We start from the raw sequence: 16730 nt of genomic DNA, 5'->3' as shown, positions 1-16730 counted from the left end.
CGGCCAGCGGTCAGCGCGCGAGCGCTGACCGCACCGCCCGGGTGGTCTGGACCGCCACGAGCGGCACCAGCGCCAGGACCAGCGCGACCAGCCATGCCACGCCAGGGATCGCGGCGAGGCCCAGGACGTCGCGCAGCGGCGGGAACGTCATCGCGGCCATCGTCAGCGTCCCCACGACCGCGAGCGCGGCCCACAGCCACCGGTTCCGACGCGCGCCCCGGAACCCGGACCCCGACTCGGAGCGGGCGTTGTAGACGGCGAGAGTCTGCGCGAGGGACATGGTCAGGAACGTGATGCTCTGAGCCTGCGCGTTGCTGAGGTCCAGCCACAGGTGCGCGGCCCCGTACGCGGCGAACCCCGTAGCCGCGACCAGCAGTCCGTGGAGCGCGATGCGGCGCAGGACCGCGCGGGAGATCACCGGCTCGCGCGGGTCCCGTGGCGGCTCCTTCATGACGTCGGTGCGACTCGGCTCGAGCGCCAGCGCGAACGACGGCACCACGTCGATGACGAGGTTGTTCCACAGGATCATCAGCCCGGCCAGGGGAGCGGGCCACCCCGCGAGCACGGCGACGGTGATGACGGCGACCTCGGCGACGTGCCACGAGAACAGGTACTGCCCGAACCGACGGATGTTCGTGAAGATCCGCCGCCCCTCCTGGACTGCGAGCTCGATGGTGCCGAACTGGTCGTCGAGCAGCACCACGTCGGCCGCGTCCTTGGCGACGTCGGTGCCCGACCCCATCGCGACCCCGACGTCGGCCTGACGGAGCGCCGGGGCATCGTTGACGCCGTCCCCCGTGACCGCCACCACCTCTCCCTGGGCCTGCAGCGCCTCGATGATCCGCAGCTTGTGCTCGGGCGCAACGCGCGCGAAGATCGCGTCGCCCTGCAGGAGCGCGCTGAGCTCGTCCGGGTCCATCTCGGCGAGCTCGGCGCCGGTGAGGGCGCGCTCGGTGCGAAAGCCCAACTGCCGGCCGATCGCGGTCGCGGTGTCCGGACGGTCGCCGGTGATCATCACCACGCGCACCCCGGCGCCGTGCAGCGCCTCGACGGCGGCGCTGGCCTGGGTGCGCGGCGGGTCGTGCATCCCGACCACGCCTACGGCCCGCAGGCCTTCGAACAGCTCGTCCCCGTCGCCTGACGCCTCACCACGGGCGAAGGCCAAGGTGCGCAGACCCTGGGTCGCCCACGTCTGGGCCGCGTGAGCAAGGGCCTGATCGCGCGCGGGGTGAAGGATGACCTCGGGTGCGCCCTTCGCGTGAACGATCCCGTCGACCACCACCGCCATGCGCTTGCTCGCTGAATCGAAAGGGACCTCGTCGTCCCTCGCGGAGGCCTCCCGCAGGCCCCTCCAGTCGAGTCCCGCCTTGCCTGCGGCCTCGAGCAGCGCCACCTCGGTGGGGTCGCCCACCGGATCGCCCTCCTGATCGATGTCCGCGTCATTGCACAGGGCCGATGCGTGCCACAGGTGGTCGTCCTCGGCGCCTTCCGCGACATGCGTCTCGACGACGGTCATCTCGTTGCGGGTGAGCGTTCCCGTCTTGTCGGTGCACACCACCGTGGTGGAGCCGAGCGTCTCCACCGCCGGCAGCCTGCGCACCAGGGCGTTGCCTTGAGCCATGCGGCGCATGCCCACCGCCATGGTGAGCGTCGCGACGGCCGGCAGTCCTTCCGGAACCACGGCGATGGCGAGCGCCACCGCGATCTCGACCATCTCCGTGACGTCGTTGCCGCGCCACCACCCGAGGAGGAACAGCACGATGGAGCCGATGACCACGCCGATCGCCAGCCGGCTCGACAGGTGGTTGAGCCCCGCCTGGAGCGGCGCCTGGGTCTGCTCGGCCGACGAGGTGAGCTCCGCGATGCGACCCATCTCGGTGCGCGCTCCGGTGGCGACCACCACGCCGCGCCCGCGGCCCGCGAGCACGGTGGTGCCCATGTAGGCCATGCACGTGCGCTCGGCGAGCGGGGTGCTCGAGTCGACGGGCGAGGGGTCCTTGGTGACGGATGCGGATTCGCCTGTGAGTCCGGCCTCGTCGATCTGCAGCCCCTCGGCGTCGATGATGCGCAGGTCGGCGGGCACCTGCTCGCCGGACTCGATTCCCACGATGTCGCCGGGAACCAGGTCTGCGGCGTCGACCTCCTCGCGCCTATCGTCCCGCTCGACCTCGGCGACGGTGCGCAGCAGGTTCTTGAGGGCCTCCATGGACTTGGCGGCCTTGAACTCGGTGCCAAATCCGACCGCGACGTTGACGATCAGCGCGATGAGGATCGCGATCGCCTCCACCACCTCGCCGACGAACAGGCCCACGACGGCGGCGCCGAGCAGCAGCACGATGACGGCCTGGGCGATCTGCCTCCAGAGCAGCACCCACCACGGGGTGCCGCCGTCGTCGGCGATCTCGTTGCGGCCGATGCGCTCGCGGCGTCGGCGCGCCTCCTCCTCGGTGAGACCCACGCCGGCGTCCACGTCGAGAGCGGTCAGCACGTCGTCGGTCGGCCGCGAGTGGGGGGAGGGCATCGCGCGAAGTGACGCGGCATCGTCTTCCCCCGGCCCCGAGGCGTCGCGGGGCGTCCGCGCGAACAGGGCAGCCACGACAGTCCTTCCGCCAGGGGTGGATGGGTCTCCTCCAGTCAACCGTGCGGCCGCGCCCCGCCCGCGGGACCTAGGTCGCAGCGCCGCCCGCGCATCGGCGCTCCATCCTCCGCCCGCGCATCGGCCGCCTCATCGCCCAGAGCGAACCCGTTTGGGCGCGAGCGTGCATCGCGACTAGACTCGATGGGTTGCCCGACTGCGGTATGCCCGCATACGGCGAGGCCATCACCCCCATTCACAGGAGCACATTCGTGACCAGCGCCATCGAGAAGATCGACGCCACGACCGTCAAGCTGACGGTCAACCTGACCGAAGAGGACATCAAGCCCTCGCTCGACCACGCCTACCAGCACATCGGCGAGCAGGTGCAGATCCCCGGCTTCCGCAAGGGCAAGGTGCCGCCGAAGATCCTCGAGCAGCGCGTGGGCAAGGGTGCCGTCATCGAGCACGCCGTCAACGACGGCCTGCCCGGCTGGTACTCGGCCGCGGTCGAGGAGCAGGGCATCCGTCCGTTCGGCCAGCCCGAGGTCGAGGTCACCAAGGTGCCCGGCGCCGAGGACGGCGACGACAGCCTGGAGTTCACCGCCACGGTGGAGATCCGCCCCGAGGTCGAGCTGCCCAAGGCAGAGGACATCACCGTCGAGGTCGAGCCCGTCGAGGTCTCTGACGAGGACGTGCAGGAGCGCCTGGACCAGCTGCGCGAGCGCTTCGGCTCGCTCAAGACGGTCGACCGCCCCGTGGCCGACAACGACTACGTCACCATCGATCTGGCCGCCAAGCTCAACGGCGCCGACGTCGACAACGTGCAGGGCACGTCCTACCAGGTCGGTGCGGGCAACATGCTCGAGGGCCTGGACGACGCCCTGATCGGCCTGTCGGCCGACGAGGAGACCACGTTCGAGGCGCCGCTCGCCGCTGGCGACAACGCCGGCGAGAAGGCGCAGATCACCGTCAAGGTCACCGCCGTCAAGGAGCGCGAGCTCCCCGAGGTGGACGACGACTTCGCTCAGCTCGCCTCCGAGTTCGACACCGTGGACGAGCTGAAGGCGGACCTGCGCGAGCAGGCCGGTCGCATCAAGGCGAACAACCAGGCCGTCGAGGCTCGCGAGAAGCTCATCGACGCCCTCAAGGACGCCACCGACTTCGAGCTCCCCAAGAAGGTCATCGAGAACGAGGTCCACACGCACCTCGAGAACGAGAACCGCCTCGAGGACGACGAGCACCGCGCCGAGGTCACCGAGGAGGCGCACAACGCGCTGCGCGCGCAGATCCTCCTCGACCAGCTCGCCGAGGACCTCGAGATCGAGGTCGAGCAGAACGAGCTCCTCGACTACCTGCTGAACGCGTCGCGTCAGTACAACATGGACCCGAACGAGTTCATCCAGCAGGTGGAGAAGTCCGGCCAGATCCCCGCGATCGTCGCCGAGGTGGCCCGTTCCAAGGCCACCGCCTTCGCCCTGCGCCGCGCCACCATCAAGGACACCGCCGGCAACGCCGTCGACCTGTCCGCGGTGATCGGCTCGCTCGAGGATGAGAAGAAGGATGACGACATCGACGAGGCCGCTGTCGCAGCCGCCGTTCAGGACGCTGCGGGCGACGACAAGTAATCGTCAGTTCGCGCACAAGAGCCCGGGCGACCACCTGAATTCAAGGCATGGTCGCCCGGGCTCTTTGCTGTGCGGAATGCGCGGCTGTCTGCAGTGAGCTGACGCTGTCAGCGTGCATCCGGCCGATGCGCGGGCCGGGTCAGGCGGTCAGGCCAGCAGGTCTGCCGACGGCCTGGATCTCGATCGAGGTGTTCGAGCTGGTGCACCAGTCCGCGGGGTTGTCGCCGCCGCACTCGGAGCCGAGCCAGCCGAAGAACGCGATGAGCGCGATGATGCCGGCAACGCCCAGCACGAGCACCACATAGCTGATGATCAGGCCGGCGAGCCCGAACCCGCCGTTGTCCGCTTCGCCCTTCCGCGCGGCGCTGCGGCCCATGTGGCCCAGGATCACGCCGCCGATCGCGGTGACCCAGGTGAACAGGCCGATGATGGCGAGCACCAGCGAGGTGATGTTCATCCAGTTCTTCGCGGTCTCGGGACGAGGACCGGTCGGCGCCATCGAGGGGCCCGTGCCGTAGGGCTGGGCGTACTGGGGTTGGGCGTACTGGGGTTGGGCGTACTGGGGCTGCCCGTAGGCGGGCTGTGCGTACTGCGGCTGCTGCTGACCCGGCTGCGGCGCCCCGTTGTCCTGAGGCACTGTGCTGTCCTGAGGCGGCTGCTGCATGGGGTCGTCTGGTGTGGTGCTCATGGGATGCTCCTTGGGTCTCGTGATCCCTCCCAGATGAGCGTAGGCCTGGCGCCCGGCGACCGCATCGGCCGAGCGCCTGAGATATCAGCCCCAGACGTGAGGGTTGACCCGGAGGGGGTCAGTAGGTGGAGCTTCCCGCCACGAGGAACGCGCCGACGAAGATGACGTACGCGACGATCGCGAGCAGCCCCAGCGCGAGGAACACATACCCCGTGATGAGCCCCGCCAGGCCCAGGCCGCGGTTGTCGGCCTCACCCTTCTTGACGGCGTTCAGGCTGAGGTGACCGAAGATGATGCCGGCGATGCAGCCGATGCCGGTGACGATCGTCGAGAGCGACGCCACCAGGGCGACGATGCCCATCCAGTTCTTGGCCTGGCGCGGGTTCGGGCCGGCGTAGGGCAGCGGGTACCCCTGCTGATACTGGCCCTGGTCGTAGCCGGGCTGGGCGTACTGCGGCTGCTGGGCGTACTGCGGCTGGGCGTACTGGGGCGCCTGCGGAGCGGGCTCGCCCCAGGCCTCCGGCTGCGGTGCCGAGTGCTGCGCGCCGCCGTTCTCGGAGCTGCGGGCGAACGGGTCGTCGGGCGTGGTGCTCATGGGTGCTCCCTGGTCTGGTGATCGTCCACCGACGAGCGTAGTCCTGAGGCGCCCCCGCGGCACCCGCCACGCGCCTGGTGCCGGCCCTTCCCGGCGGGGAGGACGACTGGGCCCCGGCACCCGCATCGGCCGTTCACCCCGTAGCGAAAACCAGGGGGAACTGGCATGGATGCGCGTGCGTCGCCGTTAGGTTTGACGCAAGACCACAGGACGAGAGGACGAACGTGAGCGACACGATCACGGCACGCGGCGACGGCGGAGGCATGGGTCTCAACGACTCGATCTTCAACCGGCTGCTGCGCGAGCGCATCATCTGGCTGGGCGATGAGGTGCGCGACGACAACGCGAACGCCATCTGCGCACAGCTCATGCTGCTCGCCGCGGAGGACCCGGACAAGGACATCTACCTGTACATCAACAGCCCCGGCGGCTCGATCACCGCGGGCATGGCGATCTACGACACGATGAAGTACATCAAGCCCGACGTCGCCACCGTGGCGATGGGCATGGCGGCCTCGATGGGGCAGTTCCTGCTCTCGTCCGGCGCCCCGGGCAAGCGCTTCGCGACCCCGCACACGCGGGTGTTGATGCACCAGCCCTCGGGCGGCATCTACGGCACCACGACGGATGTGCGCATCGGCGCCGAGCTGATCATGCACATGAAGAAGGTGCTCTCCGAGCTGACCGCCGAGCAGACCGGCAAGTCGGTCGAGCAGATCACCAAGGACGCGGACCGCGACCGCTGGTTCACCGCCGAGGAGGCCCTCGAGTACGGCTTCGTCGACAAGGTGATCATGCACGCGGCCGATGCCGGCGACGAGTCTCAGGGAGGCAACGCGTGAGCGACATCACCCAGGCCATTCAGGCTGCTGGACGCACCGGCGGCTACGGCGGCTCGGCCCCCGCGGGCCCCAGTTCGCGGTACATCTTGCCCTCCTTCGAGGAGCGCACGGCCTACGGCTTCAAGCGCCAGGACCCGTACGCGAAGCTGTTCGAGGACCGCATCATCTTCCTCGGCGTGCAGATCGACGACGCCTCGGCGGACGACGTGATGGCGCAGCTGCTCGTGCTCGAGTCCCAGGACCCTGACCGCGACATCACGCTGTACATCAACTCGCCCGGAGGCTCGCAGACCGCGCTCACCGCGATCTACGACACCATGCAGTACATCAAGCCGCAGGTGCAGACCGTGTGCCTCGGCCAGGCCGCCTCCGCGGCTGCCGTGTTGCTGGCGGCGGGCCAGCCCGGCAAGCGTCTCGCGCTGCCGAACGCCCGCGTGATGATCCACCAGCCGCGCATCGAGGGCGGTGCCCGCGCGCAGGCCTCGGACATCGAGATCTACGCCGAAGAGATGGTCCGCATGCGCGAGTGGCTCGAGTACACGCTCGCCAAGCACACCGGCCAGACCGAGGAGAAGATCCGCGACGACATCGAGCGCGACCGCTTCCTCTCGGCCCAGGCCGCCAAGGACTACGGCCTCGTGGACCAGGTGCTCGAGTCCCGCAAGGGCGTCGACACGGTGGCTCCGGATGACCGTGCCTCGGCCCCCGTGCTCGGGTCGGCCAAGGACGGCGCCGCCAAGGACGCTGGCAAGAAGGACGGCGGCTCCTCGGAGCCCGACGCCAAGCCGGACCAGACCAAGTAGTCGCGGCTTCTGACCGCGCACTGACGGCCGCCCCCGATTCGTCGGGGGCGGCCGTTCGTCGTCCGGGCCAGTGGCCGCGCACCCATCCGTCAGCCCGGCCGATGCGAACCCTAGGTGAGGCTGCTTCGCCCCCCTCGCGACCGCATCGGCCGGGTGCCGGCAGGCGCGGTGAGCCGAGGGCGAACGCGCGGGGCGGCGAGTCGCCCGGCACGTGTCGGACAGCGTGGGTAGCCTGGACGAAGATGGCCACGGCCAGAAGGAGGCCTTGATGACTCGACCGGCGGACAGCGGCGACCTGCTGAAGTGCTCGTTCTGCGGAAAGACGCAGAAGCAGGTGCGCAAGCTCATCGCGGGCGGTGGGGTGTACATCTGCGACGAGTGCATCGAGCTGTGCAACGAGATCATCGAGGAGGAGTTCGCCGAGGCGGCGCAGACGGAGTTCGCCGAGCTGCCCAAGCCGCGCGAGATCTTCGACTTCCTGGAGCAGTACATCGTGGGGCAGGAGTCCGCCAAGCGGGCGTTGTCGGTCGCGGTGTACAACCACTACAAGCGCGTGCGTGCCGGCGAGGGGACGTCGACCGTCGCCGAGGACGGCATCGAGATCGCCAAGTCCAACGTGCTGTTCATCGGTCCCACGGGAACCGGCAAGACCTACCTGGCGCAGACCCTCGCGCGCATGCTCAACGTGCCGTTCGCGATTGCCGACGCCACCGCGCTCACCGAGGCCGGCTACGTGGGCGAGGACGTGGAGAACATCCTCCTCAAGTTGCTGCAGGCCGCCGACTACGACGTCGAGAAGGCGCAGCGCGGCATCATCTACATCGACGAGATCGACAAGGTCGCCCGCAAGGCGGAGAACCCGTCGATCACGCGCGACGTGTCCGGCGAGGGCGTGCAGCAGGCGCTGCTCAAGATTCTGGAGGGCGCGCAGGCCTCCGTGCCTCCGCAGGGGGGCCGCAAGCACCCGCACCAGGAGTTCATCCAGATCGACACCACGAACGTGCTGTTCATCCTGGGCGGCGCGTTCGCGGGGCTCGAGGAAATCATCTCGTCCCGCGTGGGCCGCAAGGGCATCGGCTTCGGCGCTCAGCTGAAGGAGGCCGACAACTCGGACCTCTTCTCGTACGTCACGCCCTCCGACCTGCACAAGTTCGGGCTGATCCCCGAGTTCATCGGGCGCATGCCGGTCATCGCCACCGTCTCGCCGCTGAACATCGACGCCATGGTCTCCATCCTCACCGAGCCCAAGAACGCGCTGGTCAAGCAGTACCAGCGCATGTTCGAGCTCGACGGCGTGGAGCTCGAGTTCGACCAGGCCGCGATCGAGGCGATCGCGGAGCAGGCTCTCGAGCGTGGCACCGGAGCACGCGGGCTGCGCGCCATCATGGAGGAGGTCCTCCAGGGCGCGATGTTCGAGGTCCCCGGCCGTGACGACGTGGCCCGCGTGGTCGTGACGCGCGAGGTCGTGATGGACCGCATCACCCCGGCGTACATCGAGCGCGAGGTCGAGCGCGAAGAAGGCGCCGCCTAACCCTGTCCGGCACTCATTGTCGCCTATGGAGCACATTGGCGCCCTGTCCGGCGCTGGTTGACGTCTCACTGGAGTCGTAGCGGCTGTCCCCGTCGGCGACGCTACGGCCTGGTTCCACAGACCAGCGGAGGATCGACGCTCCATGCCACCGCAGTCCAGGTACTCGTGGTCCCATGCGAACGCTCAGAGTTGTGCCACGGGCCGATGCCAGTACCGACTTCCTCGATCTCGTTCGACAAGATCCACGTGCGTTCACATTCGCTGAGCTGGTTTCGATGTCGTCGCCTCGTGCGGTGCGGGGTGCGCTCGCTCGCGGCCAACTCGTGCGGCTCTTGTACGACTCCTACGTCGCTGCAGAGCATCAGGGTTCCTTCCAGGCACGCGCCGACGCAGTCCTAGCGTGGCCCGGTGTGACGACGGCGCTAGGCGGAACCTCCGCGCTGTACCTCTGGGGAGCCTGGCCCGAGCCGCCGGCCCGGGTCGACCTGTGCATCGGCGCGCATGACCACGTTCGCGCTCCCCGGTGGGTGCGAGTCCGTCATGTCTCGTATTCGCTACCGACCGAGAAGCGTCACCGCATGGCCACGGTAGCGCCGCCGATAGCGGCAGTCCAAGCGTTCGGCGACCTTCCCGTCTCCAGACGTGGAGAAGCACTCTTTCACCCTCTCCGCGCGGGAGTGGTGAGCCCCGAGGACCTTCGCGATGCAGTAGAAATCGTGCCGCGGGTGCGAGGACGCAAGGACTTCTTGCGCCTGCTCGACGCCGTCGCCGCTGGCGCTGAGTCTTGGCTCGAGGCTGAGGGGATGCGTCGAGTCTTCAACACCACGGAGTTCGCACAGCTGTTGCCGCAACACGTGCTCGACGTCGATGGTGTGCGATATCGGGCGGACCTCTATGACACGAACACGCGAACCGTGATCGAACTCGATGGAAGCCAGTTCCACGACTCCAGCCCGCGACGCGTGCGCGACTTGCGCCGCGACGCGGCGTTGGCGTCGATCGGCATTCTGACGATTCGGCTCAGCTATCGCGACGTGGTGGAACGTCCGGAGTGGTGCCGTCGAACCGTCCGCGCCGCCCTCGATGCGCGCGCTAAACGTCCATGAGCGCCGGATAGGAGGTCGGGACGGCCCAGAGGCGACAATGAGTGCCGGACAGGAGAACTAGTCGGCGAAGACCACGTTCTCCGTGCGCATCACCGACGTGTCCGCGATCGACGCGCCGGAACCGTCCTCGGGTCCCTCGCCGTCGACACCCGGGTCCAGCGCCGCTTCCGCGTCCACGATCTGCAGCGCGCGCACGCGGCCAGCCGCCATCACGTCGGCCTTCGCCGCGAACACCGCAGCGACCTTCGCCTCAGGCACCAGCAGATCCACCGATACCAGCTCGGTGCGCTGAGAGACCTTCGCCTCGGATTTGATCTTGCGCAGCGTCGCGAGGGCGGCGCCTGCGGCGTCCACGAGGGTCGCGTTTGGCGCGTCGCCGGCGACGGCACGCAGCGTCTCGGACGTGGGCCACGGGGCGCGGTGCACGGTCTCGGGCCGGAACCATGACCACACCTCTTCGGTCGCGAACGGCAGCACCGGCGCGAACAGGCGCAGGAACGTCTCCAGCGCGATGGTCAGCGCGGCACGGGCCGATGCGGCCTCGGGCGAGCACTCCGCGAACGGGTCGATCGCCTCGCCGGGTGCCGCGCCGTCGTACGCGCGCGTCTTCACCAACTCCACGTAGTCGTCGCAGAAGGTCCAGAAGAGCGACTCCGTGAGCTCCAGAGCACGCGTGTGGTCGTACGCCTCGAGCGCGGCGCCGGCCTTGTCCACGACGTCGGCGAGCCCGGCCAGGAGCGCACGGTCCAGCGGCTGCGTGACGAGCGAGTGCGCAGATTCGGAACCGCCCAGCACCCCGCCGGTCACGTGAGCGGTCGCCCGCAGACCCTCCTCGAGCGACTCGTCGGCCGCTGTGGCGATGCCGGTCGCACCGAGGACGAACTTCGAGGCGTTCAGCACCTTCATCGCGAGGCGACGGCCCACCTTCATCTGGCCCTCGTCGAAGGCCGCATCGGTGCCCAGGCGAGCCGATGCCGCCCAGTAGCGCACCGCGTCGGACCCGTGGGTCTCGAGCAGGCCCATCGGCGTGACGACGTTGCCCTTGGACTTCGACATCTTCTTGCGGTCGGGGTCGAGGATCCAGCCGGAGATCGCGGCGTGCTTCCACGGCAGCGTGCCGTGCTCCAGGTGGGAGCGCACCACGGTCGAGAACAGCCAGGTGCGAATGATGTCCTGGCCCTGGGGACGCAGGTCCATCGGGAAGACCTTCGCGAAGAGCGCGGGGTCGGTGCGCCACCCGCCCACGATCTGCGGCGTCAGCGACGACGTCGCCCACGTGTCCATGATGTCCATCTCGCCCACGAAGCCGCCGGGCTGGTCCCGCTGGTCCTCGGTGAACCCCGGCGCAGCGTCCACGGACGGGTCCACGGGCAGGGTGTCCTCGGCCGGCACAATGCGCTGGTCCCACACGGGCTCGCCGGCCTCGTCGAGCGGGTACCACACGGGGATCGGCACGCCGAAGAACCGCTGGCGCGAGATCAGCCAGTCGCCGGTGAGGCCGTTGACCCAGTTCTCGTACCTCTTGCCCATGTGCGCAGGCACGAAGTCCAGCTCGGCGCCACGCTCCAGCAGCAAGCCGCGCAGCTCGGCATCGCGACCGCCGTTGGCGATGTACCACTGGCGCGAGGTCACGATCTCGAGCGGCTTGTCGCCCTTCTCGTAGAACTTCACGGGGTGCGACACCGGGCGCGGGTCGCCATCGATGACGTCCGCCTCGCGCAGCATCTCCACGACGCGCTGCTGAGCCGAGAACACCGTCTTGCCCGCCAGCTCCGCGTACGCCGCCACCGCAGCTGGCGAGTCCACGCCTGCCGGTGCATCGGCCGCGAACCGTCCGTCGCGTCCCAGCACCGAGCGCATCGGCAGGTCGAGTTCGCGCCACCAGATCACGTCGGTGACGTCACCGAACGTACAGATCATCGCGATGCCGGAGCCCTTCTCGGGCGAGGCCAGCCGATGCGCCACGACGGGCACCTCGACGCCAAAGAGCGGCGTGCGCACGTGCTTGCCGAACAGCGGCTGGTAGCGCTCGTCGTCGGGGTGCGCCACGAGGGCCACGCATGCGGGCAGCAGCTCGGGGCGGGTGGTCTCGATCCACACGGAGTCGTAGGAGCCGGTGGCCTCCTCCGTGTCCGCCGCGGGCTCGAAGGCGACGCGGTGGTAGGCGCCGGGGCGCTCGCGGTCCTCGAGCTCGGCCTGCGCGACCGCGGTCCGGAACGTCACGTCCCACAGCGTGGGGGCCTCCGCCTGGTACGCCTCGCCGCGAGCCAGCGACCGGAGGAACGCCTGCTGGGCGACGGCCTGCGCATCGGGCTCGATGGTCTGGTAGGTCCGCGACCAGTCCACCGAGAGCCCGAGGTGACGCCACAACGCCTCGAACTGCTTCTCGTCCTCCTCGGTGAGCCGCTCGCACAGCTCGACGAAGTTGCGACGGGAGACGGGCTGCTGGTCGGCGGCCTTGATCGACTTGCCTTCGCCGCCCACGTGCGGGGGCTCGAAGCCGGGCTCGTACGGGAGGGTCGGGTCGCATCGGACGCCGAAGTAGTTCTGCACGCGGCGCTCGGTGGGCAGCCCGTTGTCGTCCCAGCCCATCGGGTAGAACACCTCGCGGCCGCACATGCGCTGGTAGCGGGCGATCACGTCGGTGTGGGTGTACGAGAACACGTGGCCCACGTGCAGCGAGCCGGAGACAGTGGGGGGAGGGGTGTCGATCGAGTAGATCTGCTCGCGGTCCTTGGTCTCGTCGAACCGGTACGTGCCCTGCGACTCCCAGGCCTCGTTCCAGCGGTCTTCGAGTCCGTCGACGGTGGCCTTCTCTGGGATACGCGCAGTCATGGGGGCCATTCTTTCAGAACGCGGCCGATGCGCGGGCACAGCAGTCTGCGGGCGCCAGCGACGCTCAGCGTCCGCCAGGAATCACGGACCTCCGAATCGCGACAAGCACCGACCACTGGGACGCTAAGGCGGGGAAGGGCGTGCGGTTAGAGCTCGACGGCTGTCACGACTTCCGTCGGCGTCGTCGACCCGCCCTCGGGCTCCACGCTCACCGCGACCGCGGCGGCGCCGTCCAGGTCCGTGATCCACGCCAGGGCGAGTTCACCGTCGCCGAGCACAGGACCGGGCACGGGGGCCGAGCCATCCGCCGGCACCACCCACACCTGGTAGGTCTCGCCGTCGGGAAGGTCGGGGGTGTCGCCGATGAGTGCGACTCCGCCCTCTGCCTGGGACACGTGCAGGGTCGCGGCGCCCAGTCCGAGGGCATACTCGATCGAGTCATCGGCCGTGCGCACGCGCTCGGCCTCCTCCGCGAGGGCGCGTTCGTCGGCGCCGCTCGCGATGAACCCGATGCCCACGGCCACCACGGCCAGCACGCCAGCGGCGGCGACCAGCAGCCGCGGGCCGATGCGGCGGCGACGGCGATCGGCCGATGCGCGGGCCGCGTCGAGCGACGCGGGCGCAGCGGGGGAGTCTGGCGTCGTCGTCGATTCGGGCGCAGCGGCGTCCTCGGATACCGGCACCTGGGCGGTGCGGGCGATCTCGTCGAACACTGAGCCGTGCAGGCTTGCGGGAGCGACCGTCGACGCGTCGTCGCCGGGCTCGGCGAGGGCGTCGAGCGTGCCGTCGAGGCTGGCGAGCTCCGACTGGCACTCGTCGCAGTGGGCAAGGTGCTCCTCGAAGCGGCGAGTCTCGTCGTCGTCAAGGGCGTGGAGGGCGTAGGCGCCGACCATCTCGTGCAGATCCATGGCTATCCCTCCTCCAATGCGTCGCGTAGCCGTTTCATACCGTCTCGTATTCGGGTCTTCGTGGTGCCGAGCGGCACTCCGAGCCGTGCCGCCACTTCTGTCTGGGTGCATCCGCCGTAGTAGGCGAGCTCGATCGCCTCCCGCTGAATGTCCGTCAGCGTGTCGAGCGCTCCTCGCACTCGCTCCGACTGCCAACGTCGGAAGTCGACCTCCACCACGGTGTCCTGGTCCGCAGGCATCTCCTCGCGTTCAGCGACGGCGGCCTCGGCCTCCATCTGCTGACGCTGGCGCTGCTCGCGGCGCACACGATCAACGGCACGCCGATGCGCGATCGTGAGCATCCACGTCTTGGCGCTGCCGCGGCCGGGCTGGAACTCCGGAGCCTTGCGCCACGCCTCGACCAACGCCTCCTGAGCGATGTCCTCGGCCATGCCAGGGTCCCGCACGATCCGCAGTGCCAGCCGGTACACCGGCGTCGCCATCGCGGCGTACACCCCCTCGAACGCCTGAGCCGAGCCTCGGCCCGACGCCACCAGCAGGTCGTCCAGCCGCTGAGCGGCAGAGGCGTCCGGCTCGTGGCGCGACACGCGGGGCACGTCGTCGCTGACGGCGTGCAGGTGGCGTCGCTCCATGGGCGACCTCCGTTCGGGGCGGACGGCGGCGTTCATCTAGGCTCCCCCATCGAAGCATCGATGCAGTGGATCTCGGACCATCGCCGCGCCGTGCCGCCGCTCAGAAAGAGGCACGGCGCCGCGACTGTGACCGAGGTTCGCACGCGGAGGGGCGCCGGATTGGTCGGCGTCCTCCGAGGCGCCGGAGGATCACCAGGGACGGTGGCGCCGTGTCGGTGCAGGTTGGTAGCGTCGCCGTCGTGAGTGTCGCGAAGGTCAGTGCCGAGTTCCTCAGGTCCCTCGAGGGCTTCGACGCGACGGCGGGCAGCGAGCTCAAGCCGCGCCTGCGGGAGATGATCCGGCTCCGCTGCTCGCACATCAACGGCTGCACCTTCAGCGTGCGCCTGCATTCGGAGCAGCTCGCGGCCATGGGCGAGCGCCCCGAGCTGATTGCCGCTCTCGCGCGCCCCGTCATGCTGATGCGGGAGGATCTGGTGAGCGAGGGGGACGCCGCCGCGCTGCGGTTCGCCGAGATTCTCACCGACTACCCGCGCGGGCTCGAGCCCGCCGCTCGCGACGAGGCCGGCCAGTTCTTCACGAGGAAGCAGCTCGGCGCCGTGGTCGAGACGGTCGCGCTGGTCAACGCGTGGAACCGGGTCACGCGCGGGATGGAGTAGCGCTCCGCGCTCCCGCTCATCGAGGCGCGTGCCGTGCCCGTCGCCAGCCGGTCACGATGTCAGCGACGACCACGACGAGCACGCTGATCCAGAGCACCGTCTGGAATTGTTCGAGCGAGAGGGGCGAGGCTTCATCGGGCCATCCGAGCTCGTCGAATCGGTCCGTGTTGAGGAACGTACCCCCGAGCATCGACGGTGCGAGCAGCGCTGCCGTCGCGACGTTGAGCGCGAGCGAGACCCACCAGTCGCGCATGGTCCAGTGCCCGCGTGCGTGACGTGCGATCACGGTGACCAGCTCGATGACCATCAGCGCGAGCAGTGCTGGGAGAGTGAATGCCCAGAGCTCGGGATTGATGATCGGCTGGCCCGCGCTCGCGCCCCACCACAGCCCGTACTGCTGCCAGATGATCAGCGCCGCCGTCACGGCCAGGGCGACGGACGATCCCACCGTGTCGGACCAGCTCACGTGCGCCTCGGGGACGGTGGGCATGCGCTCGACCGTCCAGGGCGTCGTCATCTCCTCGATCTCCTTCTGGCTGGCACGATCAAGCACAGCGAAGACCACCGTCACCCAGAAGCCGATCATGATCGCGGTGGTCCACGCCGCTTCGAGCGCGGTGCCGACGACGGTCGCAGCGGACTCATCGTCGATGGCCGTCGCGATGCCGACGACGACGGCGACGATGGGCACGACGATGGATAGCAGCAGCACCGTGAGGCGCTTCCACTGGAGGTACAGGCGCGGCCCGATGAGATGGAGGGGCCTGTCGGCATACGTGGCCGCGAGCGCCTCGGGGTCGCCCATCGCGTTCAGGACTGCGGTCTCGGCGGCCGATGCGGGGTCGGTTGAGTCCGCGAACTCGCCAGCCTCGAGGCGCGCCTCGATGGCATCGGCGATCGCCGCGCGGAGATCCGCCTCGACGTCGCCGCGTTGGGCGGCGGGCGTGCGCGACAGGGTGGCGGCGACGTAGCGGTCGGTGAGGGTCATGAGTGCTCTCCGGTCTGATCGAGGGCGGCCGTGAGGGATGCCCAGTCCTGGCGAAGCACGGCGATGAGCTCCTCGCCGGCGGGGGAGGTGCGATAGGTCTTTCGCGGGCGTGCCTGGGTCGTGTCCCACTCGAAGGTGAGGAGGCCCTGCTTCTCCAGGCGGCGCAGCAACGGGTACAGCGTGTTGGCCTCGACGTCGAGCCCGAGCGCCGCAAGCCTCTCGATCAGGTGATAGCCGTAGTCGGGCGCGCTCGCGAGCAGTGCGAGGCACGCGAGTGACGACGTGCCACGGCGCAGTTCTTGGCGGTGTGCGGCGACGAGCGCAGAATCGAGCATGCACCACACGATACTGTGTGACGCACACTATTGTCTAACGATCGCGCCACGAGGGTCCGGAGTGCCCCGTTCGTCGCGCGCAGGGACCTGCTCAGGAGTAGCGTGCCGATCATGATCCGATTTCTGATCCGTGTGCTGATCTTCGTCGCGTCCTCTGCCCTCGGGCTCTGGGTCGCATCCCTGCTCCTCGACGACTTCGAGATCACCGTGTCCGGGTTCGTCACCGTGGTGGTGATCTTCGCGATCGCCCAGTCGATCCTGTCGCCGTTCATCCTGAAGATGTCGATGCGCTACGCCAACGCTTTCACGGGTGGCGTGGGGCTGGTGTCGACCTTCGTCGCACTGCTCATCGCGACGCTGGTGGGCGACGGGCTGGAGATCACCGGCGTCACCACGTGGGTGATCGGCACCCTCATCGTGTGGCTCGTCACGGCGATCGCCACCCTGCTGTTGCCGCTGTGGTGGCTCAAGGAGCGACGCGACTCGAAGTCGACCGCCCGCGGCTAGACCCCGCATCGGCCCTTCGCACCCCTCCGGGCCGTCCCCAGCGAGCGCGCGCACCCCTGGCGGGACTTCGGTCCCCCCATGTGCGGCGCCCAGGGGCGTAT

General features: G+C 69.3%; 14 protein-coding genes and 1 pseudogene. 7 read left to right on the top strand and 8 right to left on the bottom strand.

The window, feature by feature from the left end:
• Positions 1-10 precede the first annotated feature (10 nt).
• A complete protein-coding gene (locus tag QQX02_RS02370; protein WP_301140979.1) occupies positions 11-2596 on the bottom strand; it encodes a cation-translocating P-type ATPase in 2586 nt (861 codons plus the stop codon).
• Between the two features lie 251 nt (positions 2597-2847).
• Between QQX02_RS02370 and tig the strand changes: the two genes are divergently transcribed.
• Entirely contained in the window at positions 2848-4203 is a 1356-nt protein-coding gene (tig, locus tag QQX02_RS02365) for a trigger factor (protein ID WP_301140978.1), read from the top strand.
• A gap of 139 nt (positions 4204-4342) precedes the next feature.
• Here tig and QQX02_RS02360 read toward each other — a convergent pair whose 3' ends face one another.
• Complete coding sequence (locus QQX02_RS02360; protein ID WP_301140977.1) at positions 4343-4891, bottom strand: DUF4190 domain-containing protein; 549 nt, start codon at positions 4889-4891, stop codon at positions 4343-4345.
• A gap of 118 nt (positions 4892-5009) precedes the next feature.
• The gene (locus QQX02_RS02355; RefSeq protein ID WP_301140976.1) at positions 5010-5486 is read right to left on the bottom strand and encodes a DUF4190 domain-containing protein; all 477 of its coding nucleotides are present in this window, start codon (positions 5484-5486) and stop codon (positions 5010-5012) included.
• 224 nt (positions 5487-5710) lie between these two features.
• Between QQX02_RS02355 and QQX02_RS02350 the strand changes: the two genes are divergently transcribed.
• The 4 genes and pseudogenes from QQX02_RS02350 to QQX02_RS02335 all read left to right on the top strand — a co-directional run bounded on the left by QQX02_RS02350 (position 5711) and on the right by QQX02_RS02335 (position 9768).
• Entirely contained in the window at positions 5711-6328 is a 618-nt protein-coding gene (locus tag QQX02_RS02350) for an ATP-dependent Clp protease proteolytic subunit (RefSeq protein ID WP_084631650.1), read from the top strand.
• Between the two features lie 17 nt (positions 6329-6345).
• Positions 6346-6999: pseudogene (locus tag QQX02_RS02345) on the top strand (ATP-dependent Clp protease proteolytic subunit); the annotation flags it as partial.
• 400 nt (positions 7000-7399) lie between these two features.
• The gene (clpX, locus tag QQX02_RS02340) at positions 7400-8662 is read left to right on the top strand and encodes an ATP-dependent Clp protease ATP-binding subunit ClpX (protein ID WP_301140974.1); all 1263 of its coding nucleotides are present in this window, start codon (positions 7400-7402) and stop codon (positions 8660-8662) included.
• A 578-nt stretch (positions 8663-9240) separates the two neighbouring features.
• A complete protein-coding gene (locus tag QQX02_RS02335; protein ID WP_301140973.1) occupies positions 9241-9768 on the top strand; it encodes an endonuclease domain-containing protein in 528 nt (175 codons plus the stop codon).
• Between the two features lie 57 nt (positions 9769-9825).
• Here QQX02_RS02335 and valS read toward each other — a convergent pair whose 3' ends face one another.
• The 3 genes from valS to QQX02_RS02320 all read right to left on the bottom strand — a co-directional run bounded on the left by valS (position 9826) and on the right by QQX02_RS02320 (position 14179).
• Positions 9826-12603, bottom strand: coding sequence for a valine--tRNA ligase (gene valS, locus QQX02_RS02330; RefSeq protein ID WP_436968493.1), 2778 nt, complete (start codon positions 12601-12603; stop codon positions 9826-9828).
• Positions 12604-12749: 146 nt separating this feature from the next.
• Complete coding sequence (locus QQX02_RS02325; protein ID WP_301140970.1) at positions 12750-13511, bottom strand: anti-sigma factor; 762 nt, start codon at positions 13509-13511, stop codon at positions 12750-12752.
• Positions 13512-13513: 2 nt separating this feature from the next.
• Complete coding sequence (locus tag QQX02_RS02320; protein WP_301140969.1) at positions 13514-14179, bottom strand: sigma-70 family RNA polymerase sigma factor; 666 nt, start codon at positions 14177-14179, stop codon at positions 13514-13516.
• A 203-nt stretch (positions 14180-14382) separates the two neighbouring features.
• Between QQX02_RS02320 and QQX02_RS02315 the strand changes: the two genes are divergently transcribed.
• Positions 14383-14799, top strand: coding sequence for a carboxymuconolactone decarboxylase family protein (locus QQX02_RS02315; protein ID WP_301140968.1), 417 nt, complete (start codon positions 14383-14385; stop codon positions 14797-14799).
• A 16-nt stretch (positions 14800-14815) separates the two neighbouring features.
• On the opposite strand, the gene QQX02_RS02310 is transcribed toward QQX02_RS02315, so the two are convergent.
• Both QQX02_RS02310 and QQX02_RS02305 read right to left on the bottom strand, forming a co-directional pair.
• Complete coding sequence (locus QQX02_RS02310; protein ID WP_301140966.1) at positions 14816-15787, bottom strand: HAAS signaling domain-containing protein; 972 nt, start codon at positions 15785-15787, stop codon at positions 14816-14818.
• Entirely contained in the window at positions 15784-16122 is a 339-nt protein-coding gene (locus QQX02_RS02305; RefSeq protein ID WP_301140964.1) for a PadR family transcriptional regulator, read from the bottom strand. The genes QQX02_RS02310 and QQX02_RS02305 overlap by 4 nt, the downstream gene beginning before the upstream one ends.
• Positions 16123-16233: 111 nt before the next feature.
• Here QQX02_RS02305 and QQX02_RS02300 point away from each other — a divergent pair, with 111 nt between their 5' ends.
• Positions 16234-16629, top strand: coding sequence for a phage holin family protein (locus tag QQX02_RS02300; protein ID WP_301140963.1), 396 nt, complete (start codon positions 16234-16236; stop codon positions 16627-16629).
• The last annotated feature ends 101 nt before the right edge of the window (positions 16630-16730 follow it).

Source organism: Demequina muriae (genome assembly GCF_030418295.1).
In the GTDB taxonomy this organism is placed as follows: Bacteria; Actinomycetota; Actinomycetes; order Actinomycetales; family Demequinaceae; genus Demequina; species Demequina muriae.
This window is presented reverse-complemented; position numbering and strand designations above follow the sequence as displayed.